The sequence below is a fragment of the Kiloniella litopenaei genome (assembly GCF_000982415.1).
Lineage (GTDB): Bacteria > Pseudomonadota > Alphaproteobacteria > Kiloniellales > Kiloniellaceae > Kiloniella > Kiloniella litopenaei.
This window is the reverse complement of the sequence record NZ_LANI01000017.1, coordinates 81623-107319: the sequence shown is the minus strand read 5'-3', so window position 1 is coordinate 107319 and position 25697 is coordinate 81623. Positions and strand designations below refer to the sequence as shown.

Annotated in this window: 19 protein-coding genes; 4 read left to right on the top strand and 15 right to left on the bottom strand. The window is 44.9% G+C overall.

All coding sequences use genetic code 11. From position 1 onward, the window contains the following. Position 1: 1 nt before the first annotated feature. Positions 2–1144, top strand: a complete 1143-nt coding sequence (locus tag WH95_RS11430) for an alpha-D-ribose 1-methylphosphonate 5-triphosphate diphosphatase (protein ID WP_046507138.1) — start codon at positions 2–4, stop codon at positions 1142–1144. Between the two features lies 1 nt (position 1145). After that, positions 1146–1751, top strand: a complete 606-nt coding sequence (gene phnN, locus WH95_RS11425) for a phosphonate metabolism protein/1,5-bisphosphokinase (PRPP-forming) PhnN (RefSeq protein WP_046507135.1) — start codon at positions 1146–1148, stop codon at positions 1749–1751. A gap of 53 nt (positions 1752–1804) precedes the next feature. Here phnN and WH95_RS11420 read toward each other — a convergent pair whose 3' ends face one another. From WH95_RS11420 to WH95_RS21510, 7 genes are all read right to left on the bottom strand, one after another. Then, positions 1805–2506: a DUF1045 domain-containing protein gene (locus WH95_RS11420; protein WP_046507134.1), complete on the bottom strand. Its 702-nt coding sequence runs from the start codon at positions 2504–2506 to the stop codon at positions 1805–1807. Between the two features lie 33 nt (positions 2507–2539). After that, a complete protein-coding gene (locus tag WH95_RS11415) occupies positions 2540–3184 on the bottom strand; it encodes an LbetaH domain-containing protein (RefSeq protein WP_046507131.1) in 645 nt (214 codons plus the stop codon). Between the two features lie 3 nt (positions 3185–3187). Continuing rightward, positions 3188–3994: a phosphonate ABC transporter, permease protein PhnE gene (gene phnE, locus WH95_RS11410; protein ID WP_046507128.1), complete on the bottom strand. Its 807-nt coding sequence runs from the start codon at positions 3992–3994 to the stop codon at positions 3188–3190. Between the two features lie 92 nt (positions 3995–4086). Then, the gene (phnD, locus tag WH95_RS11405) at positions 4087–5103 is read right to left on the bottom strand and encodes a phosphonate ABC transporter substrate-binding protein (protein ID WP_046507125.1); all 1017 of its coding nucleotides are present in this window, start codon (positions 5101–5103) and stop codon (positions 4087–4089) included. A 67-nt stretch (positions 5104–5170) separates the two neighbouring features. Beyond that, positions 5171–5998, bottom strand: coding sequence for a phosphonate ABC transporter ATP-binding protein (gene phnC / locus WH95_RS11400; protein ID WP_046507123.1), 828 nt, complete (start codon positions 5996–5998; stop codon positions 5171–5173). 171 nt (positions 5999–6169) lie between these two features. Then, entirely contained in the window at positions 6170–7039 is an 870-nt protein-coding gene (gene ltaE, locus WH95_RS11395; RefSeq protein ID WP_204247777.1) for a low-specificity L-threonine aldolase, read from the bottom strand. Continuing rightward, positions 6966–7244 (bottom strand): beta-eliminating lyase-related protein, encoded by a 279-nt coding sequence (locus WH95_RS21510; protein WP_204247776.1) that lies wholly within the window; start codon positions 7242–7244, stop codon positions 6966–6968. Before WH95_RS21510 ends, ltaE begins: the two co-directional genes overlap by 74 nt. Before the next feature lie 238 nt (positions 7245–7482). Between WH95_RS21510 and WH95_RS11390 the strand changes: the two genes are divergently transcribed. Then, a complete protein-coding gene (locus WH95_RS11390) occupies positions 7483–8724 on the top strand; it encodes an MFS transporter (RefSeq protein WP_046507121.1) in 1242 nt (413 codons plus the stop codon). A 412-nt stretch (positions 8725–9136) separates the two neighbouring features. Further along, entirely contained in the window at positions 9137–15829 is a 6693-nt protein-coding gene (locus WH95_RS11385) for a DUF5801 repeats-in-toxin domain-containing protein (RefSeq protein ID WP_046507118.1), read from the top strand. 135 nt (positions 15830–15964) lie between these two features. Here the strand turns inward: WH95_RS11385 and WH95_RS11380 are convergent, their stop codons facing one another. The 8 genes from WH95_RS11380 to WH95_RS11345 form a co-directional block, all read right to left on the bottom strand. Further along, positions 15965–16759: a nuclear transport factor 2 family protein gene (locus WH95_RS11380; RefSeq protein ID WP_046507115.1), complete on the bottom strand. Its 795-nt coding sequence runs from the start codon at positions 16757–16759 to the stop codon at positions 15965–15967. Between the two features lie 154 nt (positions 16760–16913). Then, positions 16914–18440 carry a S8 family serine peptidase gene (locus WH95_RS11375; protein ID WP_046507113.1) on the bottom strand — a complete coding sequence of 509 codons (1527 nt, stop codon included), beginning with the start codon at positions 18438–18440 and terminating at the stop codon, positions 16914–16916. Next, positions 18440–19057, bottom strand: coding sequence for an anti-sigma factor (locus WH95_RS11370; RefSeq protein WP_046507111.1), 618 nt, complete (start codon positions 19055–19057; stop codon positions 18440–18442). The genes WH95_RS11375 and WH95_RS11370 overlap by 1 nt, the downstream gene beginning before the upstream one ends. Positions 19058–19059: 2 nt before the next feature. Beyond that, entirely contained in the window at positions 19060–19611 is a 552-nt protein-coding gene (locus WH95_RS11365; protein ID WP_046507109.1) for an RNA polymerase sigma factor, read from the bottom strand. 12 nt (positions 19612–19623) lie between these two features. Continuing rightward, complete coding sequence (locus WH95_RS11360; RefSeq protein ID WP_157845946.1) at positions 19624–20817, bottom strand: hypothetical protein; 1194 nt, start codon at positions 20815–20817, stop codon at positions 19624–19626. Next, positions 20729–22813 (bottom strand): hypothetical protein, encoded by a 2085-nt coding sequence (locus WH95_RS11355; RefSeq protein WP_157845945.1) that lies wholly within the window; start codon positions 22811–22813, stop codon positions 20729–20731. The genes WH95_RS11360 and WH95_RS11355 overlap by 89 nt, the downstream gene beginning before the upstream one ends. A gap of 173 nt (positions 22814–22986) precedes the next feature. After that, positions 22987–24336, bottom strand: coding sequence for a hypothetical protein (locus tag WH95_RS11350; RefSeq protein ID WP_046507103.1), 1350 nt, complete (start codon positions 24334–24336; stop codon positions 22987–22989). Between the two features lie 264 nt (positions 24337–24600). Next, on the bottom strand, positions 24601–25692 hold the full coding sequence (locus WH95_RS11345; protein WP_157845944.1) for a hypothetical protein: 1092 nt from the start codon (positions 25690–25692) through the stop codon (positions 24601–24603). Positions 25693–25697 lie beyond the last annotated feature (5 nt).

Genomic DNA, 25697 nt, shown 5'->3' with positions numbered 1-25697 from the left:
GATGAATGAAAAAGTCTTCACCAATGCAAAAATAGTTCTGGCGAACGAAGTTGTTCACGGATCCTTAAAAATTGCCAATGGCAAGATTGAAGATATCTCGACAAGAAACGTATCCATATCCAGTGCGCTGGATATGGACGGCGATCTCTTGCTTCCAGGTCTGGTCGAACTACACACTGATAACCTTGAGAAACATATGACCCCTCGCCCAAAGACAGAGTGGCCATCTGTTGCCGCAGTTGTCAGTCACGACAGTCAAGTCGCAAGTGCAGGGATTACGACTGTATTTGATGCCATAGCCGTGGGTGATGTAAACGAAGGGAGCAGCCGGGTTAAACGACTGGAAGAAATGGTCGGCAGCCTCGTTCACGCCAATCGCGAAAACCTGCTACGCGCAGATCATCTAATACATCTGCGATGTGAAGTCAGTTATGCTGATATGGCCCCGGCTTTGGACAAGTTGTCGAAAAACAATCTGGTGCGAATGCTATCCGTTATGGATCATACGCCCGGACAAAGACAGTTTGTATCGCTGGATGCCTATTACATTTACTATCAGGGGAAATATGGCTTAAGCGACGGTGAAATGGAGAAATTCATTTCCGAAAGACGTCAGGATCAAGAAAGATACAGCCAAAAGAACCGTAAATACGTTGTGGGCACGGCTCATGATAACGGTTTCGCTCTTGCAAGTCATGACGATGCTACTGAAACCCACGTGGAAGAAGCCGTATCTGATGGTATGACGGTCGCTGAATTTCCCACCACACTGGAAGCAGCCCGCAGTTCACATAATTCCGGCTTGGCCGTTATGATGGGAGGCCCCAATGTAGTTCGGGGAAAATCTCACTCCGGTAACGTTTCGGCGGGCGAACTGGCCAAGGAAGGATATCTGGATATTATTTCCAGTGACTACGTTCCCCATAGCTTACTGCACGCTGCGATGTTGCTCTATGAAGATTTTGATGCCTACGACCTGCCCAAATCAATTCAGACGGTTACCAAGACACCGGCAGAGCGTGTTGGCTTAACGGACCGGGGCGAAATTGCCTTGGGAAAACGTGCCGATCTTATTCATGTCCACCACTCGCACCACCACCCTGTTGTCAGAGGTGTATGGCGCGAAGGAAACAGGGTCTCTTAAAATGGAAACTGGCTGGCTTTACCTTGTCGTTGGACCAAGTGGCGCAGGCAAGGACACCTTGCTTGATGCCGCCCGTCAACGCTTTAGCAACACCACAAGCGTTATTTTCCCAAGACGATCAATCACCCGCCCCGCAAATGCTGGCGGTGAAAATCATCTAGGCCTTTCTGTTGAGGAATTCACCCGAAAAAAAAGGGCAGGTATTTTTGCCCTTTCATGGGACGCACACGATTTAAAGTATGGCATTCCCAGATCTATCAATGACGAACTATCCGAAGGTAAATGTGTTGTTGTCAATGTATCCCGGAGTGTTCTTAACGAAGCCCGTAGCGAATACCCGAACCTGAGAATAATCTCGATCACAGTTGATCCCGATATTCTGTCTCGGCGATTGCATGCCCGTGGACGGGAAAGTGAAGCAGATATTCAAAAAAGGTTAGAACGTGCCAAATCCTATCGCGTACGTGGTGATGATGTCATTGAGATCGATAACAGTGGCTCACTCGAAGAAGCCATTAGCAATTTTGTTATAGCGATCGAAAACCCCTATCTACAGACCAACCACCCCTACCTCTACACAGAATCCCCAACACTCCGGGGCCAATGATAACCAATTCACAGAGATAACCAATTCGCAGGATAACCAATTCGCAGGGATAATCAGTTGGCAGCTGAAAGTTTATAACGGGAAATTTCTTCAAATTTCCCGCCTTGCCCCGGGTCGCCCAAAAGAGCGATTTCATCAATGACAAAAGGCTCGTTGCACAAGCCGTTACAATGCTTTTCAAGTAAAGCCTGATATCTGAGCAGGTCCATCCCCTCAAGCTTGTCGCTCAACGTCAGGTGAAAACGGAATTCTTCCATCACAAAAGGGTATCCCCAGCGCAGAAGAAGCTGTTCCTGAATATCCGTGAGGCCAGCTTGGCGCCGACGGTCGAGTTCCTGCTTTCCTGGTGCCAACCTGAAATTGTCAAACGCTCTCATACATTTTTCAGCAAGACCAGGAATTTGATTTTCCGGGTCATCAGGAACAAGCGCCAGAAAGCGCCCTATTGATCTTATGGAAAGTGGTCCGCAGATAATCGGATGAACTTTTGCTGCAAATGATTGAAGAGCTTTATCCAGAGAGCTTAAGCTACGATTTTTCCGTAACTTAAAAGGAGATCTTAATGTTCCATGAAAAGCGTAACGCCCTGCACCTTTCGTAATGCTTACAATCTCTTGGGAAGTCATCCCTTGAACTGTTGGCCTTGGAATATCCTTGCCAGAAACGGGGTCATAGCCAAGCCATGCATTCCCAAATTGCCCTAAATCACTCTCTAACCGCGGAACATAATAAATGGCATAGCGTTCATAAACCATTATTTATATACCCTATATTTTTCAGATCCTTGACTATAATTCGGGATCATACTTCAAACAGAATTCATCAATCGTAAGTTTTCTAAAATCACTTAAACGTAGCGTCAACAGATCATGTCCCCAGTCCCACCACCTGATCCGCAAGAGAGCCTTTTGAATAGGTTTCTCGAAACGGGAACGAATTTCCGTAGCAGGAACACCGGCAACAATAGAATAAGGCGCAACATCTTTGGTAACAACGGCTCCTGAACCAATTACAGATCCAGTACCAATGTGAACGCCACCTTTGACAATTGCGCCGTGACCAATCCATACATCATGATCGACATGAACAGGGGACGAACGCCGCCAGTTGAAAAATTCGGTATCATCATCCCCCATATCATAAGCATCACTCCGATATTGAAAATGATGCATGCTTGCCCGGTCCATAGGATGTTGCCCTGGATTAAGGCGAACAAAAGCCGCAATATTCACAAACTTGCCTATCTGGCTATAGATAATATCGCAGTTATTCACGACATAGCTATAATCATCCAGTTTACTTTCTACAATCTTGGTTCCCTCCCCAACCTCAGTCCATTGCCCCAAATGACTATCCAATACGACAGCGGTACCAGCAACAGTCGGCATTTCGAAAAGTTGTTTTTTTTCATGAGGTTGGGTTTGGAAGTACATTTTTTAGATAACCATTTTTCTTAGGCGTTGAGATAGGACATCCAAAAGGCTGACTGATATGATAATCAGAATAATAACGGCTGCGGTTTCAGCATAATAGAAGCCACGAATGTTTTCCCACAAAACCATGCCAATTCCGCCAGCACCAACGATACCAAGAACCGTTGCAGAACGAACATTAGACTCAAAACGATACAGTGAATAGGAGATCCAGAGTGGTAAAACCTGTGGTATCACACCAAAAATTACTTCCTGCAGGCCTGTTGCGCCTGTTGCCCGGATGCCTTCAACAGGGCTTGGATCTATCGCTTCGACAGCTTCAGAGAATAGCTTGGCCAAAACACCGGTTGTATGTATCCATAGGGCAAGAACACCCGCAAATGGCCCAAGGCCAACAGCAACAACAAAGAGCATGGCAAATACCATTTCATTAATTGCGCGAGCTGCATCCATAAGCCGACGAACAGGCTGATAAACCCACCAGGGTACAATATTTTCAGAACACAAAATGCCAAAAGGTATTGAACAAACAATACTGAGGGCTGTTCCCCAGATCGCAATCTGAATCGTAATCCAGATTTCTTCAGTGTACATTTTCCACTGCGACATATCCGGCGGGAAGAAACCAGAGGCAAATTGGCTCATGTTTTCTGCATTTTCAATCAGATCCCAAGGCCGCATATCGGCCCCTTCCCATGACAGTGCCAGCAAGGCAAAAAAGACAGCCCACATAACCAAACTACCAACGGACCGCTTCAAATCATGAGCAGGAATTTCGATGGATTTTTGAGTTTCTGAAAGATTAGACATCGGAAAAAATCTTATATTGATGAAGGGAATAACTGTTCTTATGAACAGAAAAACGGTGCTCAAAGAGAGCACCGTTTTCGTATTGTCATTGCTTATTGAGCAGCGACCAGAACTTTCAGATCAGAAAGTTTATTGTTAATTACCAGTAGCTTTTTCTCTTTATCATCAGCGGAAAGACCTTCGTTACCTTCGATCTTTAGCTTATTTTTGAACAGAGCCAGCTGACGTACAGGGTATAGCTGTGTGTTGTTGCTTTCCATGAACAGCCCTTGACCATCAGAGATACCACCCAAAACTTCTTTAGCATGGGCGACATCACCAATACGACCATAACCCAGGAAGAAGGCTTTGATACGAGACTTAAGTTCTTTGGACATATCTTTGCGATAAACCATCGGGTCAGATGGAATTAGCGGAGACGTCCAGATTACTTTAATTTTTTCAGCTGCTTCCGGTGCTTTTTTCATAGAGCGACCAATTTGCTCTGAATTGTTGGCAGCAACATGAACCTGTTTGTTAGCAGTCGCCATCAGGTTCGTTTCGTGGTTCGCATTACGAACAGTTTTGAAACACTCTTTTGGATCAACATTGTTCTGAGCAAAAACGTAATATGAAGGAACCAGGAAACCAGACGTAGAATTTGGATCACCGATACCAAAGTTCAAAGACTTGTCACATTTGAAGATATCTTCAAGGCTATTGATGTCCTTGTTATCAACGTGCGTGATAATGTGTGAATAATACCCTTGGCTGCCGTCAGCTTTGGATGTCTGAGCAAAAACCTCACCACCGGAACGATCAACAGCTTCGATACCGGATTTGTTACCGAACCAAGCCAAATGAACTTTACCAAAGCGCATTGCTTCGATAACACCCGCATAGTCAGGGGCAAAGAAAGGATTAACTTTCATACCAAGAGCAGTTTCCAGGTCCTTCATCAAAGGAACCCACTGTTCTTTCAGGTTAGAAGTTGATTCTGTTGAAATGATCCCGAAGTTCAACTCTGTTGGATCTTTCTCAAGAGGTTTGTAGTTGGTATCAGCCTGGGCGACACCACCAACAAGTGCTGTTACTGCAACAGCTGCAGTAGCGATAAGTTTGCGAACCATTTTACCTGTTCTCCTAGTTTTAGAGTACATAAATGCCAGATGAATAAGGAACTGCAGGTCGTAGTCGTTAAGCTACTGCCTGTTCGGGAAGTGATGTCACAACAGGCTCTTCCTGCTGATTGGAACCTAGCAATTCCAAACTGTCATCACCGTAAAGCTGTTCGAGAAGTTTTGGCGTCAAACGTTTTGAGTCGCCATCAAAAATAATTTCACCGTTCCGCATTGCAATTGTGCGGGGGCAATAGCGAAGCGCATAGTCAACCTGATGCAAAGAAACCAGGACAGTGACACCGTCCTCTTTGTTTACATTTTCAAGTGTATCCATGACCTTGCGGGCAGAAGATGGATCAAGGGAAGCAATCGGCTCATCCGCTAAAATCACTTGTGCTCCCTGGGTGATGGCACGGGCAATCGCAGCGCGTTGTTGCTGGCCGCCTGATAAAGTTGATGAACGCTGCTCGGCAAGGTTATCAATACCAACCCGTGCCAAAGCCTTCATCGCCAACATTTTTTCAGCGCGAGTAAAAAAACCCAAAGTGCCCCGCCATCTTGGAATTTGCCCAAGAAGACCAATGAGCACATTTGTCAAAACAGAAAGACGGTTCACCAGATTAAACTGTTGGAATACGACCCCGACATCAGAACGCGCAGAACGAACACCGCGTCCCAGCTTGCCGTTCTCCTGAATGGTTTGATTAAGGACTTCGATTTTACTGTTATCACTGTCACTTTTCATCAAGCCCGAGACATGTCGGATCAGGGTGGATTTACCAGAACCGGATGCCCCGATCAGGGCAACCATCTCACCCTTATCAATCTGTAGATCCAGTGAGTTCAGGGCTTTTTTGCCCTTCGTGAAGGTCTTGCTCAGACCTGTTACCTTGATCGCAACCATGAAATTTGCACCATAAACGCTTGAATGTTTGTGGGTACAAGTTTGCCGCCTTTCAAAGACTCCTGCGTGATGGTTGTTTTAAGGTTCTGTTAACGTCTTTCTCTTTTCCTGCACAAGGAGAAGAACTTGTCTAGATGAATTCCGGTCTTTCACATAGCCAACAGTAAAGGGTCAGTTTTTCGTTTGATAGTAGGATCGGGTTTTCTCGATCAAGAGGTCTATAGCTTCATCAGAGATGTCCATATGGGTAACCAACCGGATTTCCGGAACCTGTGCACCAATGAGAATGCCTTCCTCGAGAAGAAAATCACACAGGGCTTGATGATGTCCCTCTCCCGGGTTCATAAAGACCATATTCGTCTCAACCCTGGACATATCAATTGAAACTTCCGGAATAGACTGTAACCCCTGAGCCAGGTTTGTCGCTTTTTTATGATCGTTGCCAAGCCGGGAAACATTATGCTCCAAAGCATAAAGACCACAGGCCGCAAGCACGCCAACCTGTCGCATACCACCGCCCAACAGTTTTCGCATCCGCTTTGCACGCTTGATTAAATCTTCAGAACCGCAAAGGACAGATCCAACGGGTGCGCCCAATCCTTTGGAAAGACATATCGAGATTGAATCAACAGGCTCACACAGCGTTTTTAACGGTACATTCAAAGCGGTTGCAGCATTGAATATGCGCGCACCGTCAAGGTGTACAGACAGGTCATTTTCGTGTGCCACTGCTGCCAGGGACGCAATGCGTACAGGATCTTGCACTCGCCCGGACACTGTATTTTCAAGACATAGCAAACGGCTGATTGGACAGTGAAAATCATCCGGTTTTATCGCATCTTTAACCTGCTGCGGATCAAGGCCACCTGAATTATTGGTAGGCAACGGAAAAGGAGAAATTCCCCCGAGTACGGCAGCACCGCCAGCCTCATCAATAAAGATATGATACTCATCCCCTGCGATATATTCATCCCCACGGCCACAATAACTTAGTAGAGCCGCAAGGTTGCTCTGGGTTCCCGTCGGAAAAAAAAAGGGCATGCTCCATACCCGCCATTTCAGCAAGTTTATGCTCAAGCTCTGATACGGTTGGATCGTCATCATAAACATCATCCCCAACCCTGGCCTGTGCCATCGCAGCGCGCATACCTTTATTGGGCTTTGTGACGGTGTCACTGCGGAAATCAGCAATTAATTCTGAATTTGAACCAATCTTGTTTTTTCGATCCAACATGCTTGAGTACATATAAACTCTCCTACAAAACAATGGTGCAAACGATAAACACAGCTAGAAACTTTGTCACGACAGGAAATCAACGCGGCGGTAAAAGAGTTTTTTACACGAACTATCTAATTTTTTGCCGGAAATCTTTGATATAAAATCCAAAAACCAAATAAACAATTAGGTAGAATCCCATCAATTGATATTAGATAGTCACCTGAAATACTCTTCTTCTGTTCCTATTCAGCGGTAAATACGCGGCATGTGGCAATCAATCAGATCAATTTCATCCCTTCTTTTCAGCTTTGCCATGCTTATGCTTGGTCAGGGGATGATTAATACACTACTGGGCCTGCGCAGCAGAATTGAAGGCTTCTCGACAGAAACAACCGGACTGATTATGACTGGCCAGTTTGTCGGTATGTTGATCGGCGCAGTTTTTGCCATCCGCGTTATTGCGGCTGTTGGACACATTCGCTCCTTTGCCGCTTTTGCCTCTATCCTCTCGGTTGCCGTCCTTGCCCATGTTCTTTTTGCCGATCCGATTTTCTGGTTTTTCCTGCGGATTGTGACAGGCTTTTGCATGGCGGGCATGATTATGGTGGTTGAAAGCTGGGTGAATGAAAAATCCAGTAACGAAAACAGAGGAAAAATCCTCTCCCTCTATATGATCACCAACTATATAGGATCCGGTTCGGGGCAATTTATGATGCTGCTTGGCGATCCCGCCCAGTTCCAGCTCTTTGTAATTGCCTCTATGGTCTATTCCTTTGCTTTGGTGCCTCTGCTTTTGACCAGAGCAACCGCCCCGACACCAAGTTCACCCAAGCGCATGGCTTTCAAAAAGTTATTTCTGGTCTCACCCGTAGGGGTATTTGGCACTGTATGTGCCGGTATGTCCAACTCTTCCCTGAACAGCATGGGCGCCGTTTTTGGCAAAGATGTCGGCCTTTCCATTCCCCAGATTTCGACCTTTATGGCTGCTGCAATTTTTGGCGGTATGCTGTTGCAGTTTCCTATCGGTCGTATTTCAGATCGCTTTGACAGACGTACCGTTCTTATCTTTTCCTCGCTTTTAACAATTGGATCCTGCTTTGCTGTTATCTGGGCCACAGGACAGAGTTTTATTATCCTGATAGCAGCCATTGCGATCTATGGGGGCATGTCCTTTACCATCTATCCAATTTCTGCGTCACAAGTGAACGACATGGCTGACAGAAAAGAGCTTGTTCAAGTCTCTGCCGGATTGCTAATCGCCTATGGAGTTGGCGCAAGTCTGGGACCAACAATCGCAGCCCAATTTATGGCGTTTATTGGCCCCGAAGGTATATTTATGTTCTTTGTGCTCAATAACTGTTTGTTGGTGATCTTTACTATAATCCGTATCTTCCAACGCCAAAGACATGTAGAGAGCAAAGCGCCCTTCTTGCCCTTGGGGGGTAACGGGATGAGCAGTAAACAGCTCTATACTGCAGCGATCAAAGCCAAGACATCAGAAAAGTAGATCGCAACAAGAATACAATCGGTAAAAAAATAGCCATAGAAATCTACGACAAGAAGCAAGATATCGGACTTGATGTCCCCATCAAGCACGCCCCCTATATTAATAACGACCAATAAAATTACGCATTAAAAACACTTACTAAAGATAATGCAAAATATCCACCCCAACAAACAACAATAATCGAACCCTTAATACAATTACTCAATAAACAGTATTATGAATATTTTCTTACAAATATTAACATTTAACGCAATATTCTAAAAATATAACACAATGATATGTAGTTTTTTAGAGATTATTTATATATAAAATTTTAAATACTGATAAGATATTTAAGTCATATTCCTCAACCATGGCCTGAGTGAGTTGCCTGAAAAGGCGGTGCCAATACGAAGAGCCCGAGGAGGCTAGAATGTCAGATTCAAACACACCCCGTAATTCCGGCGACGCTACATCTGAGATTGAAGCGTTAGAACAAGAACCAATTCTTGCTGTAGGCCAAGAAGCCACGGAACTCTCGATAGATTTACCCGCCGTTGGAACATCCCAGTCAATAACTGCACAGGCAGGTCAACGATTACAGCTCAACTTTGATGCAACACAAGCAGCTGCCGTTGTCGATGGACAGAATTTAGTCTTGAATTTTGACCTCAACAACGATGGTACCCCTGAAAGTAGCATTGTCTTCGAAAATCTAGCTGGTGATTTTTCTGATGATGAAGCGCCCCTTCTTATCATTGATGGAACAGAAGTTGCCGCCAGTCAGTTAATAGGTCTTGTTCTGGCGCAGGCTGGGGATTTACCACTTGAAACAGCAGCTGGTGCAGGTGCTGGCCCCGCAGGTGGCGGTGGTAGTGTTTATAGTGAAGACACGGGTAGTGTTATCGACCTGCTCATTGCCCAAGGCATTATTGGCCCAACAGAATTAAACTTTGGACTTCTTGATGGGATTGATGAAAACACCGATCCTGCTGAAGGAACACTGGACGTTACCTTTATAACAACAGAAACTGAAGTTCCTGATTATGAGGGTGGCATATCAGGCACCTTTGCTGGTGGTTTTGAAGACTGGCTACCAAACCAGCATTTACCCGGTGGCGATGAAGGCAAAGATGATAACCCCTTTGGTGGCGAAGGCGGCGAAGATTCTTTAGAGGCTGTCGCAGCACCGATGCAGGTCATATTTACTTTTGTCCCTGCTGATAATGAAACTCTCGATTTTGTCGTAATGGACCCATTACCAGATGGTGCCCGCTTATTCATTGGCGGTACAGATTTAGGCGATGAATACGGAGGCGGGTTCCCAGCAGTCATCGATGCATCTGATTTAGGGGATGTTTATATTCTTCCCCCCCCTGATTCCGATGAAGATATCAATGTTTCCGGAACCGCGGTTATTACGGATCCAGATTCAGGACTGTCAGCCGTACTCCCCTATTCTGTCGAAGCTATTATAGATGCAGTTGCTGATATGCCATTGCTATCATTAGGTGGTGAAGGTGGTGAAGGTGGTGAAGGCGGTGAATACAGCTATCCCGATCTTTTAGTGAAAGATCAGATTACTGACCTTCCTTCCGAGAACGACAATGAAGTATTCTTAAACGGTGGCTTGAACGACCCTATTAACGAAGAAAGTGTTATTAAGCTTCCCATCAATGCTGAACTTTGCGACAAAGATGGATCCGAAACCTTAACCCTCGTTCTCTCTGGTATTCCGGCGGCCTTTACTATTAACGAAGAGTGCACAACGCTACCCGAAGGGTGGGAACTTTTTGGCCCCATTACACCTGATCCAATTCCTGATGACGGTGGCGAAGGTGGTGAGGACAGCATATTGGCTGAAGAACCAGGGCAATTGGTTCAATATATTATTCGCTACACAGGTGATCTTCCAGATCCAGATGATCCAGATCTTGATCCCTCTGAAACCGTTGACTTCACAACCTTTGGCGGATTAGTCGCATTTAATACCAACGACTACACAACTACAGGCGTAGATGTCGAAGGTGGCGAAGGCGGTGAAGGTGGTGAAACGCCAGTTGTAACGGCACTAACAGATGAACAATCTGTCGTTTTACCCTCTGAGCCGGAAGACGGTGGCCGCTATCAGGAAGGCCCTACACATACAAACGGTCCAGTTGTTATCACGGTTCAAGCCATTGCAGAAGAACAGGAAACAGATGTTGGAACCGACGAATTAACGATCGAAAACAATACTGCTATTGCAGAAAGCAGCTTCATTTTCGATATAGAAGAAGATGTTCCAGACATTGTGCGTTATGCAAAACTATATCTGGATGAAACCGATGGCGTTCAGACTTGGGATGAATGGCGTGCTGCCAATGATGTTCCAGGTGTTTCAGATGCACAGACAGTATTATCTGCGGCGATGGCAGCGGACGGCACATTAGGCGGTGAAATTGTAAGCCGAGGCTTTACATCGATCGCAGATGGTTTGAACCTTTATACAGATGGCTCCAATGATGAAGCAGATGGTTCTGATGGACCTTTAGATACTGATGCTCCTTCAAGTCCCAGCTTCTCCCCACCTGATGATCTGGAAGACATTCGCTTCATTGATTATGATGGCGCTTACAGTGGCGTAAGAACCACAGATGGTTCACATATCAATCTCTATTCTTCTGACTCTGATCCTTCGGTTATCTATGGACGTGTCGGCGGCGAAGATGGTGAGTTGGCTTTTGTTGTGACAATTGATGCCGAACTCACAAATGGCGAGAATGATGTCAACATTTACGTTGAACAATACCTGTCGCTCAAACACCCTAACCCTTACTCTCACGACGAAGACATCAACACAATGAAACTAAGGTTCTTTGCTGTTGATGATGAAGGTGACCAGAGTAATATCGGAAAACTACGCATCAATTTTGATGATGATGGTCCTAAAATCGGCGGGCATGAGTTCCTTTGTGTTGATGAAACCGATTTTGATAATGGCCCGGTTATTTCAGACTCTGGTGTCTTTGATACCTTTGATTTCGGCGCAGACGGCCCGGCCATTAACGACATCCGTATCAGCATGTTCTCTCTTGGTACGATCCGGACATCGGACGGGAATCATGCTGTTAGTACGAGCCAATCCGGCGACACACTGATCGGTACAGCCGATGGCGAAGAAGTATTCCGGTTTACTGTAAACCCGGACGGATCTTACAGCTACGAACAATATGAAGCGTTAGAACACTGGAATCCCTATAACCATAACGAACCAATCGGCATGAAATTTTCCGTCCGGATCAAGGATGGTGATGGAGACAAAGCCTATGGCAATGTCATCGTTAAAGTCTTGGATGATGGACCAGATATTGGTGGCCAGGAAATGGTGATGGTCGATGAGACTGACCTGAACACAAATGCTTCAATCAAGGATGGCGGTGCTTTTGATACCTTTGATTTTGGGGCCGATGGGCCACAAACGGACTATCCTTGGACTCCACATAATGATGCCATCAAGATCAGTGTCGATACCAGTGGCATAACAACAGCTGAAACAGATACGCCAATTACGACATCACAAGTCGGTAATGTTCTGACTGGTTGGGCTGGAGGCGACATTGCCTTCACCTTCACTGTTAATGCTGATGGTACTTATGAGTACGAGCAATTTATCGCGTTAGAACATTCTGATGGAAACGATCACAACGATTCATTGCCAATGCAGTTCAAAGTGAAACTGGTCGACGGAGACTGGGATTATGACTGGGGATCCGTTGATGTCGTTGTTAAAGATGACGGCTTAACTGCCCACGACGATGAAGAGTGTGTCACGGAAGTGGAAGCGGACGCAGAACCGCAAAATATTGGTATCGTGATGGATTTCAGTGGGTCAGTCAGCGACAGTGACTTGGCCACAGAAATTGCCAGCGTTAAAACCTTTATCCAGACGCTGTTTGCTTCGGGTGCAAGTGTTTCCGTGACACTTGTGGCCTTTGGTGCTGATGCTGCGAACCTTGGGACCTTCACTGATCTGGCCTCTGCAGAGGCTGCACTGGATGGTACCAGCCGCGGCATCATAGACTCTGGTGCAACAGATTACGAAGCAGCTATGGAAATGCTCTTTTCTGACAGCGGTGGGGACTTTGAATATGTTCCTGGTGCAAATAACCAGGTCTTCTTCCTCAGTGATGGGGAGCAGAACGACGGCGCATCACCACTAAGCAATGCATCTATCGTCTTGGATAGCGGTGGTAAAGCGGACCTTCTTGACGGCGACATTGGTTTTACCGCTGTTGGTATTGGTGGAGGCGTCCAGCCAAGTGATTTTGTCGATTTCTTTGATGGTGGTGTTGTTGCCAACGACGGCGAAGTTCTAAACGCTGAATCCTTCGAAGATCTTGCTGATGTTCTGGTCGACACAATCGGATTGAGCAATAGCGTTAGTGGCAACGTCGTCACAAATGACGAAATTGGCGCCGATGGACTTGACCGTATCTGTGATATTGAGGTCGAAGGAACGACCTTTAGTGTTGATGACGCCGGGGTACTTACTGGCCCGACAACGGGTACACCATCAGCAACTTATGATCACGGCACCAAATTGCTAACCGTTACATCATCCAAAGGTACCCTTGAAATCTACATGGATGATCAGGGTAGCAATGCTGTTGGTGACTATACCTACACCAGCCAACCATCAGTGCAACATGGCCCACCGGGATCAGCAACAGATGACGTTGTTGATGATGTATTCACCTATTCTATCCTTGATAACGACGGCGATAAATCCTCTGCAGATCTAACAATTTGCATCAAGGACGATGAACCGGTTGCAAACAATGACGAGATTTGCCTTGTCGCCCTGCCCGGTGAAACACCACCGCTTAATATCGCCTTTGTTATTGATGAAAGCGGATCGATTGGTCAAACAAACTATCAGACCCAGATCAATGGTGTCCGCAGCTTTATTGATAATCTGGTCGCTGAAAGTACAGCATTGGATACATTGGCATTCTCTTTGGTTACCTTTGGTACCAATGCCGAGGACTATGGAACCTTTGTATTTGATGGCTTTGCAGGCGGAACACTGGATCTGGACGATTTCAAACGCCTCAACAATGATGGCACCTTGTCATCGGTTACGTTAGATGACCAACTGACCACCATTTACGGGGCCTATGATGGTTCAGGGTCAACCAACTATGATGCTGGAATGGCGTCTATGTTCAGCGGCAGCTCAGAATATCTGGACAACCCTGTAATGAGTATGCCTTCAGCTGAAAATCACCTCTATTTCATCAGTGACGGTAGCCCAAATGACACTAACACGGGCAACGATGATGAAATTGATAGTGGCGTTGCAGCTGCCATTGTTGATAACAACATTCAGGTTACGGGTGTTGCCGTAGGTTCAAACTCTTCGGTTGAAGACGGGTTAGAGGACTATTTCCTTAACACTGGCGGCGGTGACGGAGGTAACCCTTCAATCCCCGCAAGCCTCTATACCTTTGTCAGTGTCCCGAACTATAACGACCTTGCTGATGCTCTGGACGATACAATTGGCGGCACAGATGCCAGTGGTAATCTTTTGGCTAATGATGTACCGGGCGCCGATGGTTTTGGCACAACGGCAATTACCGAAGTACTCCACGACGGTGTAACCTATACAGATGCCGGGGATGGTAGCAGTGATGGTATCATCACCATCGCAACAACTGCCGAAGGCGGTAAGTTGGTGGTTAATACAGCGACAGGTGATTACACCTATACCGCACCCGGGTCAGTTAATGGCGATTATGAAGAAACCTTTGTCTATACCATGGTCGATGGTGACGGCGATCCTTCTTCCGCAGATCTGAAGGTCTGTGTAACGTTGCCAGAGCCACCCGAAACAAGCGATGATCTGGTACTGACAAATGATCTCTCTGGTGATCCTTTGTCAATTGCCAAAGCGGCGCTCTTGATAAATGATAACTTTATGGATGATCCAAGTCCTGAACCTGATTTTATCAACCTAAACGCTCATGGTTCTGATGGTGTTTCAATGGACACAGATGACGTGATCTTTGATTTTGCCTCAGCTGGTTCCGGGGACAGGCATTTTCACTATGACCTAGAACAGAATGGCCTTGAATCACCTGATGATGCCAGAGTTGACGTAAAACGGGTCAGTGGTAACAGAGGAAGTGAAACAGATACTGTCGTTGGTAGCGATCAGGATGAAATTCTCATTGGTCGCGATACTATGGAAATTGTGACACGTCGACTGGTCGCTACTGCACGTGGCGAAGGTGGTCGCGATAATAATGATTTCCTTCGCTTTTATTTAGCAGCTGGTGCAGCCGGTGAACACATACAGCAGATTGTTATCGATTTACAAGGTGGTAGTGATACTAACGCTTACTTTGATCCTGCGGGTTCACTTGGAAGCTCAGATTATGGGCCTTCTTTTAATAACAGTTCTGGCCTATCATCAGGAGATGTAACTTTCTCACCAACAAACACGATAAGTTCGACCCTTACAATGAATTTTAGCGGAAACTCTTTTGGGGTTGGTGACTGGTTTGATTTCAATATAGATGTTGATAATCTAAGCGGTAATGATGGTGATGATTTTGGTGACGGTGGTGTTACTTTTACCGTCACCTGGAGTGATGGCACAACTTCAACTGGCGTTTATGATCGTGTAGGTAATAGCGATAATTCTGAAGGTGAAGCTATCTCTACAGCCCTCGTCCCTGCTGATGACAATCTGTACGGAAATGGCGGTGATGACTTCCTCGACGGTAGAGCAGGTGATGACCTGCTTGTTGGAGGAGCAGGATCAGACAACATAACGGGTGGCACCGGGGCGGATACCTTCCTCTTCTATGGTCAGAGTGTCGGTGTTGATGTGGATACCATCACTGATTATGACAATAGCGAGGGTGATATTCTGGACGTCAGTGACCTTGTTGTCTTTGATGACAATACGGATGTTGTCGCGAACTTTATCCGGGCAACGGATACAGGACCAAGCACATCACTGGAAATTTCTAGTGACGGCGTTACCTATACAGAAATTGCTGTTATGGAAAATGTCAGTGCAACAGATATCCTGACCGTGATACTAGATAACGACGAACATACGATTGTTGTTGGCTAAGTTCACTTCCTTACAAACAAAGCCCCCGCAGAAAATCTGCGGGGGCTTTGTTATTTCGAAATATATTTACGACATAAAATTTTTGGCATGAAATTTTTGGCCTGAAATTTATGGTGTGGAATTTATCGTATGAAATTAGGGCCTGAAAACTTTCCATCCTCTATCTGTTTTAAGCCAGAACGCGCCTTGTGAAATGGTTGTGCGCCCTGTGGCAACATCGGTTTTTTCTTCGAATTGAACAGGTCCCTGCCCTCTACTGTTTACAACCTGATATCCTCGACCACCCAGCACTTTATGCACTTCAATATTCTTGGATGATTTTATCGTGTACTTGCCACTTAGCAATTCAGAAACCATCCCCTTGATCATCTCAGGTGGCGGGCCATCTTCTAGTTTCAAATCAGTCATCATGGGGTCAAAGAAAGCGATATAGGCTTCGGTATCCCCCTTAACAGCCGCGTTATACATAGCTTCAATTGCTTCGAGTAATCCATCATCCGATGTTACATCACCCGTTAAATAACTGAATGCCGGTTGAGCGCCTGCCTGGAAAACAGCACTTTGCGTCCCTGCCCCTTTTTGATGCAGTTCAGTCAGTACATTTTGATTCTTGCCCGGCTCTTCTGGAAAATCCCCCTGACAGGCAATAAAAACTTCAGCTCTTCCCGTTGCTTCGGGATCATCCGTTACCAATTCAATTTCAAAATCGTTATCCCCTTCGAACAAAAAGTTAGCGGGGATTGCGTTAAAGTGTGATCCTTTATGATTAACAAGGATTACATCATTCACCCGAACCGTTAAAGTTGCTGCATCGCTACCTTGTAGGGCAACAGTTGTAATTTCTTTACATGCATGAGCTGGCATTGCCGTTATCCCCATTGATCCCATTGTTACTAAAGCCCAACAAACAGGTTTTATACTTTTAAACATGATACTTCCTCTCATTCCTGGTGTTAAAGCCAGGCGGCATTAACATCAGCACTGATGTTTTCTTCATCACTAAGTCGGAACAAAAAAGATAACGGTTCAAATAATTAATTTTATTTTTAATATTTTTATTTTTACAAAATAAATCAATTAGATACTAACAAGTAACTTTAAGTAACCCGGCACCAAAAACCGGATCATTTCCGGGAACGCCAAGATCGGTCAGAGAAAAAGACAAAGCACGCGACAAGACCTGACGAGAAATTTTTGAATTGTTTTTCAGGATAAGAGACGCAACGGCCAGTGCATGAGGCGTCGCAAAAGATGTCCCCGATACATAAGCCCCCTTGTTATCAGGTGTCGCAGCCCAGATATCAACGCCAGGTGCGGCAAAATCAATAAAGTCACCCTGATTGGCATCGCGATAGATTTTTTGCCGGGAATCAATCGCTGTCACTGTAAAAACACCATCCAAAGCAGCCGGATAACTTTCAGGGGCTTCCGGACCTTGGTTCCCTGCACTTGAAAAGACAATAGCCCCCTTTTCTATCGAAAGAATAAAACCTTTGTTCAGTACCCGGTTCGCTGTTGCTGTACTAAGCGAAACATTAATCAAGCGAACCTGCTGAGAGAGCAGCCAATCAAGCCCTTGCAGAACAGCAACCGTACTGGCCAACTGGTCACCAGAACTGGAAACCCGTAAGACCACCGCGTTATATATGTTTGTCCCAGGAATGAGCCCTTGATAGCCCTGTTCCTGATTATTGCCAATCAAAATAGATGCTATTGATGTTGCATGGTTTAGGTCAATTTTTTGATCGCCTAAAAAATTTCGGGATACAATGGATTGGTCTGCAAAGGCTGAATGGTTTTGATCTATTGCGCCATCCAATAAACCTATGGGAAATCCTAGTTGTGTATTTTGACACCCGCTATCTGACGTCCAACCAAGGGTCTTGTGCGCATATAAACGTGGTTTGGCAGAAGCAGTAAGATCATTATTTAAATCAATCTCGGCATCCGGGAAAACAACTCTTAATTCCTGAATAACAGTTACGGCATTTGATGCGCGTGTATGGATTAATACTGACTGCAAGGCATTTAAGCTATACACATCTACAATCGGCAAACCGCGTCTTTGCAGCTCTGATCGAACCGGATTTTCCTGTGCTTCTTCCACAAGGATAATAACATCCTGTACGACCGATCTATCATTAGAGGTTATATCGTTTGCCGGACAAGTTCGAACACTCAATCCAGTTTGTTTAAACGTGTATTCATTACTCTTTTGATAGAACACAAGGTCGTAAGAGGTATTAAACTCAACATTATTTTTGGGCAGATAGCTCGAAATTCGTGTTTTGTTTTTATTCAGAATTTCCAGTTCTATCAACTTGCCAGCATTATTCAGCCCAAGTCGATTATTATGCGACATGGTGTCAAAATTCTTACCCTGAATGGTAAGGATCGTGCCGGGGCGAACACAACTTGCCCTAAGACCCGAAAAAACTATTCCCCCGGGTTCTCTAGTCTCTGGCATCCCGGGGTTTGGGGAACGATCGACCGAAGGTGTCGTTCCGGGCACCATACCCGTAGGGTCAACCGATGTTTGCGCGGAAAGAGTTTGCACCCATCCCACTGAAATCAAAAGGAAGCCAAGGAGTGTCATAGAATAGCGTAACATCACTTCCCACCACTTTCCCCGCCGTCTCTTTGTACGGTTTCCACTAAATTCTTATGGGCCAGAAGCTTTGAAATAACTGCCTCGGGGTGCTTTGGTACAGCAAGTTTATAAACGCCCAGTGCAGAAGGACCGTCAACAATACGGGCATCAACAGCCAGCAACAGTTCCCGAATATTTTCTTCCTGTGCCTCGGGCACAAAAGTAACCGAGAGAACAGGCCCACGAACAGGGGCAACATTACCACCGCTAGCCGCCACCAAATCATTGTTCTGTTGCCATAGCGGGACAACATAAGCTGTTTGGACAAGCAACATAATACAGGCTGCAATTGAAGCAATCTTCCATACACCGCTTCTGCGGTTGTCATTTTGCGGAACGGGTTGTGTATCAATATTTTTTTCTTTCGCAATATCCCGTTGTAAGCGTTTTAATCCAAATTCACCCGGTGATAAGCCAAGATCCTGATTTTGAACCTCGTCTCTCATACTCTCAAGAAAAGCACACTCTTCACGAAGGGTTTCATCTTCGGCCAGGGCTTTTCTGACAGTTTCAAGCTCTTCACCTTCTAGGCTGCCATTTACATAAAACGGCAACAGCTCTTCAATTTCCTTTTTCATGTTCAGCCTCCCATACGGTTGGACAGGCAACGTTTCATCGCCTGTTTGGCATGGAACATACGGGTCTTAACGGTGTTTTCCGGGCAGTCCACAATTACAGCAATCTCTGAATAAGGGAGATCCTCGAAAAATGCCAATTGCATCACTGCGCGATGAACTGCCTTTAGTGTATCCAGGCAAAACTTGATATGATCGCTTTTTTCAGCCGTCAAAAGACATGCCATTGCATCAGGGCTATCATCCACAGTTTCTGGAAAGTTGTCACTATCCATTGGTATGTCTGTTTTTTTACGCATCCGATCCACCGTCTTGTAATACGCTATTCCAAATAGCCAAGTTGATACTTTCGAACGTCCTTCAAAGGTTTCAGCTTTGCGCCAAACCTCTAAAAAAGTCTCGTTTAGTATGTCGGCAGCTTCGAATGAATCGTTCAATTTTGATTTAATAAAAAGATACAAACGCTTTTCAAACAGATTATAAAAATCAGCAAAGGCGGTTTCATCGCCTTTGCTGACACGTTTTAGAAGAGAAAATGCAGTATCGTTTTCTGTCATCAAAAAAGATCTCTATGGCATATATATTAATTGGCGGGGCGAAGACCCGATAACGCGTCCTTCTTGATCAAAGGCCCGTAATCGCCAGTCATAACTTTCGCCGGATGTCAGATTATCCAGAGAAAAAGCGGAAAGTCTGAGCTTCAGATCCTTGGCGGATACGACCTTGCCTGAAACCACCTTGCTGTGACCCGGATTGAATATTTCAATCTGATAGGCAAGAGCACCAGGTACATTTTCCCACGCAAAAACAGTATCCTGACTAACTCGGGCACCATTACCGGGGCTTAGTGTAGTCAGATTGTCACGCGGCCTATCGGTTGCGCCTTCCAGAACAAAGTATCTCAATACAGGAAGTTCAGCGATACCATCTGCATCTTCGACACTAAATGTCAGTAGATAGAGACCGTTCTTAGCTGTCGGTAAGGCTGGACTTACTATTCTGGTTCTTCCCTGTCCCGAGCTAACAACCTGTTGACGCACAACCTGCAGGATACGACCACGTGCACTGCCCAGGCTTGCAGAAGGATCAATGATCCGCCACTCGCCCTTTAAAAGGCCGCTACTGCGGAAATTGATCTCTGCGATGGCTCTTCTTGTATCACCTTTGGCGATCACATCCGTTCTGGCATCATTGTCGAACTTTAGATCAATACGATTAATGCTAAGCGCACCACCTTGCCCCGTACCAGCAAAAACGGAAAGCCTTGCCAAACCTGTTGTTTGCGTATCCGTAAAAGTTCTAGAGATCAAAACAGATCCAGCAGGAGCTTCGGCAATTTTTCTGGCCAATGCTGGCGAAATTGAAAGCACTTCGTTAAAGCGCAGTGTTTCGCTTTGCGCCGCCGCTAAAGAAGATTGCCTGGACAAAAGACCGCCTAAATTCGCAACAGTAGAACCATTGATCTGAAGAACAGCATTTGTCGAGCTAACCAAAACAGTCGTCGGGGCCGTAGGTTCAAACCTTGTAACATTCCACGTCAACGAAAGGGCAGATGCCCCCTTCACATTAACATTCGCACGCTGAGGTGAAACAGTCACCGAGCTCACATTAGCCTCAGCAATCATTGGCACGGCAAGTCCAGCCCCGGACAAAACACCGAAGAACAGAATAAGCTTAATAGCTAAGTGAAAATGGTGCTTTAACGCGCAAAACCATATAGGCTTGATACTCTGTTTCATTTTGAGCACTGTCTGTGTTTCCATTGAATTCCTCCATTGATCCTCTTAGGGCCAATGCCAAACCTGGGCGATTGGTGCGAGGTTGAAGGAAGGTCCATTCTACCTCGCTATTAACGATATGACTATCAGATGAGTCGCCGCTACCGTTCGCAAGGTTCAAATTATAATCAATATTCAAGTCAACTTTATCGGGAACAAGCTCTGCTGTCGCCCCCAGATAAAGGTTTGTAGTAAAGCTGTTTTTATTTGTATCAAGGTCCTCAAACACCCCGAATTGTGTCCCGCCATTAACATCCAGCCGGTCAGAAACAATCCAACCCACGTTAAAACCTGTCAGATTGTTAACTGTGTCACTTGATACATTCGTATAGTCATCAAAACGAGAATAACTGTGGGATGCAGACCAATACCAGTCGTCATAGTTCGATCCACCACCCAGTGTTATGGATGAAGATAAATTATCTGTGTCGCCACCATCATAGCCAGTCGGCGTTTTCACACGCCCCAAACTTGCAAGATAGCTATTCATAAAAATATAAGGTGTCCCAAGCCATTCCATCAATCCTGTCTGTTGGTCAAAAGTATAATTCAGACCCAAATCAATGCTCTTTAGACGATCTGTTGGCACATTTGCGAGGTCATCAACATTATTGGTTTCATGAAGCGCGTAAATATTTGCGGATAGCGCCCCCCAATAAAGGTTACTATAGGCAGAATAGGCATCGCGGTCAGAAACCAAGCCAGGATTTGCAAGACTTTCAAAAAAAGTATCAACACGGTCATACCCGAAACCGACATCAATATCGAGCACGTCATTACCAATGACGGGGCCTTCTTCAAACAAACCATGTTCAATCAAAAATGAAATCGCATCACTGCCGTCTTTTGGGGCATCTCCATTATCACCATCCTGATCAAACAAAGCATGGGCATATTGAGCCTTTAAACGGGTTCTGTTTTGCCCAAAGCTTTTCTCGAGACCGACACCCCAGCCAGAACCGGACGCAGAACTATCCAAATCTGAGAGGCCAATGCCACTCCCCTCGCCCCGTCCATCATAGTAAGTACCCGTTAATTTCAACGCATCTACATCTGTTGAAAAAGGCTTTACGGCCAGGCTAACGCCTTTGAGACGATTTTCTGTATTGTTAAGGCCTGTTGGATCTGCGGCACCAGAGACAGATTCAGTCCCAAAAGCAAATCCCTGTGCCTCTATCCTGCGGTTACTGGTTCCTAGTCGAGCGGAAACGCCACGGCGATAAAAATCAGAAACAAGCAATGTTTCCAATCCGGTATCATGATGGCCGAGAGACATACCACCGACAACACTATCCCCCTGATAATCCGCGTTTATATCGTATTCACCTAAATCGATAGTACGTTCTGTCTGCGCGAAATCGACATCGCTTTGCACCAGGTAATTTGCATGTCCGTCAACAGTCCATTTCCCGGCTGCAAAACCCGTATTGATATCACCGCTGCCAGAGAGGGTTGAACGATTGGTTTCATGCCCGATATTTTGCTGGACCACACGGCGACTGAATTCTGTTAACGTATCAGCCCGAAAGTAAGCGGAGCGCAATAACCGCTCGGCCATTTCAATCTCTGGACTATTTTCAGTTAGATCAGAAATATTGCCATCAGAACTTTCAGCATGGCCCACATTAAAATTCCATTGCTGCCTTACCTCTGACGAGCCATCCGGGTTTAATGTTACTAATTTGAGAGTATGTTCATTTCCATCCAACGCTTGAAGAGGTTTGTATATAAAATCAACACCATCAAGCGAAAGAAGTGATGTAATATCTATACCATCCAGCTCCACACCAAGCTGGGTTAAGGTTACGACATCAAGGTCATCAGGCAGATCAATAACTAATGTTCCATCGGGTGCATCAGGCGGTGTAAAATTTGCGGACCAATCTGCCATGGATGGCTGAACGCACAAAAACGGCAAAAACATTGCCGTTGTCAGAAGACCGCCCCAATACCGCATCTTTTTTCTTGTTTTCAAACGCACGCCCGAATATTCCCCAAGGCAGACTTCGTACAATTTACACCAAGATACTATAGGAATCAGTATTCTGAACAATAATTCAAAGTGTATCAATTGTATCAATAGAAATCATTAATTATGAAACGAAGTATGGCAGAGCCTGAAATCAGACTCTGCCATACTCTACTTATTCAAGCTTATTGAGGGGTCCGAATTATCAGACGCTTTGGCTTATCAGTTTCCCCGGTTGTTTTACCCAGTGGTGCCCGTTGCGGTTTTTTCTGGAGAATACCTCTTGAATCCTGTGTATCGTCATTACCCTGATTCTGATACCCGCCAAGCGTTGCATTTCCTCCATTAACGATCACCTGAGGCGTACAACGATGCTTGAAGGTTGCAGAACCGAACTCTACCCAAGATCCATAGCTATCGCTGTTCTGATCTTTGACCTGCGCTTGAATAGTCATGTCATGTTCATAGGTTTTATTGATCATCTTCCACCACTTGTATTCGTGATGATTGTACATTTTATCAATCAAGGGATAATCGAAATCAAAATGCCTGTTAATCTGGTTCTCTGAATCGTAACTGCCCAGATAGATGTTCGGCAGTACAAAGTTTCCTTCACTATTCTTTACTGCAATTTTAAAACGAACCGTTCCTTTACCTGATCCTTTATAATTCACACGAATTTTAGGGTTGGGTGTACCTTCTGTACATTTGCCAATATGATGCGGCATATTTGGTTGGAATGTCGCTTGATTTAATAGCAATGGCTGATTGTTATTAAATTGCGGATTATTCCCCACCTGCCCCAACTGCGCATTTAAAATCGGCTTGTCTGTTATCTCTGGATCACCTTTATATTTAACTTGAATGGTGAAGTTTTGGGTCTCAAAGCCAGCTTTCCAGGGGTTATTGCCTGGCGCAAGATACTTTCGGCACCAGCCCGCCAGTGAAACAGGTCTTTGTAAAACTATTTCCTGATCATTTTGATAGAAATCAACCTTGGTTCCACCACCTTGAAGATGGGCCTGCAATTTTTTATTGATTTCTTCCAATGGATTAACACGAACGGCTGGGTGACCATTTTTAATCTGATTCAAAGGAACAATAAAACTCTCATTGCCATTTGTGCCCTCTGTCATCCACTTTCCAAGTCCAATTCGGGATTTATGACTGACTTCGTAGTCACTTTGGTACAGTGCACCATTGTCATTGATATCATCGACAAACATGCTGACAGGACCGAAATAAATCTTGGCTTCTTTGAACGTAATTTTCTTATTATCACCACACTGTACAAAGCCGTCTGCTTCAATCTCAATGGATGATTCCTGAACCTGTAGATTAACATTGTTTACGGATTTGCTTCCCGATGTATTTTTGACATTAATAACCGCGGCATACCCTGGAAAGCTCAAGTCAACATTTTGAACATACTCAGAATTTCCACTGGATGCCGCGAAAACAGCATTTGTAGCAATAACACTCACCCCAAGTGCAACAGCACTGGCGCCAAGAAATATTTTTTTGAACCTATTCATTTTGATCTCCTGCTTTATCAATCGTTGTATCAAAACAACTCAATGTCGTTGTTACAGGGTCTGACGAAATGGAAACGGGAAAGGTTCAAAATAAAGTAAAAAAATTCAGATAACGGCTTTACATTTATTTGATTGCTCCCAAGAAAGACGCCCTGATACTCGGGATCAGATTACCCAAACATCAAGGCGTTATTATCAATGATAAATTTATCAATCGTATTTCAGGGAACGTATCTATTGTATCAATGTCATTACAGGCAGTTTCTATTCACTGAGACAATGATAACGAAACTGTTCATGTGCAAGATCAAACCATTCACCCCATTGGGGTCCACGGGCTTCCTTAATCTGGGCTTTAATCGAAAAAGAATAGGCAGACATTTCATCGAAAGAACCTGGACCAGCTTTGTGAAACCCTTGCATACCCAATGGATATAGAACTTCAGAATGAACTGTTTTTTCAATCTCAGAGTTATGCGTAATTATTTCAGACCCAGCTATGGTTTCTCCGCCTTGAACCAGAATAAAACGAATATCCCCTTTCCCAACAGCCGTATAGGAAAACTTAACGGGGCGGGTTGTTTGAGAATCACAAGCACCGGAATACATCAGCGATGACCGGAATACAGATAGATCTGTCAGCTTTAAAAATGACTTATTAAAATTTGACAGCTGTCGATCTATTAACTTTGAATTGGAATAACCTGGATCACCTTGATATTGAACAGTAATGTTAACATTTTGAGTATCATAACCAAATGATCGTTTCCCCTCGCTTTCACATTCCGCAATCAGTGTAATAGTTCGAGAGAGTGTGATTTCATGAGTATTCTGATAAAAATTCTTTAATGGCTCCCCTGTCTTTAAATGATTCAAAAGCTTTTTTTGCATCAACTCATTGGTATCGACGCGTAATGTCGAGTGTCCATTTGATATATTTTCCAGTGGCACTCTAAACACTTGCGGTCCAGAGCTATATTTTGTTTCCCCTTGGACAGCAGCATTATTCCACTCTTGCGAATGTACCGGGTATCTTGTCCCGTATAATGCACGTTCGTAAGTGCCAAAATAGACCTCTGTATTTTCAGGAACTAATGTTGCCTCTTCTGAACAGATCACATACCCATCAACTAATACATCGAGATAATCAAGCTTGTTCAAAAACTCAATGCTATCCGAAATATCAGAACGATTAACCTGTAACACGACATTATCTGACTTTAGAACCAAACTGACTTTTTTGACCAAGCCAGAGTTTTCATCGGCACCGCCATCAACATTCATGGACACCAAAATAGAAACGGCTAATAACAACCTGTAAAAATACTTAAGCTGGTTATGCATAAGGTAAGTCATTACTC

Coding starts and splice junctions, on each gene's coding strand:
- phnC (WP_046507123.1), bottom strand. CDS start 5,998: ATGGTTGCGATCAAGGTAACAGGTCTGAGCAAGACCTTCACGAAGGGC.
- phnN (WP_046507135.1), top strand. CDS start 1,146: ATGGAAACTGGCTGGCTTTACCTTGTCGTTGGACCAAGTGGCGCAGGC.
- WH95_RS11375 (WP_046507113.1), bottom strand. CDS start 18,440: ATGTTACGCTATTCTATGACACTCCTTGGCTTCCTTTTGATTTCAGTG.
- WH95_RS11430 (WP_046507138.1), top strand. CDS start 2: ATGAATGAAAAAGTCTTCACCAATGCAAAAATAGTTCTGGCGAACGAA.
- WH95_RS11350 (WP_046507103.1), bottom strand. CDS start 24,336: ATGAATAGGTTCAAAAAAATATTTCTTGGCGCCAGTGCTGTTGCACTT.
- WH95_RS11380 (WP_046507115.1), bottom strand. CDS start 16,759: ATGTTTAAAAGTATAAAACCTGTTTGTTGGGCTTTAGTAACAATGGGA.
- phnD (WP_046507125.1), bottom strand. CDS start 5,103: ATGGTTCGCAAACTTATCGCTACTGCAGCTGTTGCAGTAACAGCACTT.
- WH95_RS11365 (WP_046507109.1), bottom strand. CDS start 19,611: ATGACAGAAAACGATACTGCATTTTCTCTTCTAAAACGTGTCAGCAAA.
- WH95_RS21510 (WP_204247776.1), bottom strand. CDS start 7,244: ATGTACTCAAGCATGTTGGATCGAAAAAACAAGATTGGTTCAAATTCA.
- WH95_RS11345 (WP_157845944.1), bottom strand. CDS start 25,692: ATGACTTACCTTATGCATAACCAGCTTAAGTATTTTTACAGGTTGTTA.
- WH95_RS11360 (WP_157845946.1), bottom strand. CDS start 20,817: ATGGAAACACAGACAGTGCTCAAAATGAAACAGAGTATCAAGCCTATA.
- WH95_RS11385 (WP_046507118.1), top strand. CDS start 9,137: ATGTCAGATTCAAACACACCCCGTAATTCCGGCGACGCTACATCTGAG.
- ltaE (WP_204247777.1), bottom strand. CDS start 7,039: ATGCCCTTTTTTTTTCCGACGGGAACCCAGAGCAACCTTGCGGCTCTA.
- WH95_RS11415 (WP_046507131.1), bottom strand. CDS start 3,184: ATGTACTTCCAAACCCAACCTCATGAAAAAAAACAACTTTTCGAAATG.
- WH95_RS11370 (WP_046507111.1), bottom strand. CDS start 19,057: ATGAAAAAGGAAATTGAAGAGCTGTTGCCGTTTTATGTAAATGGCAGC.
- WH95_RS11420 (WP_046507134.1), bottom strand. CDS start 2,506: ATGGTTTATGAACGCTATGCCATTTATTATGTTCCGCGGTTAGAGAGT.
- WH95_RS11390 (WP_046507121.1), top strand. CDS start 7,483: ATGTGGCAATCAATCAGATCAATTTCATCCCTTCTTTTCAGCTTTGCC.
- phnE (WP_046507128.1), bottom strand. CDS start 3,994: ATGTCTAATCTTTCAGAAACTCAAAAATCCATCGAAATTCCTGCTCAT.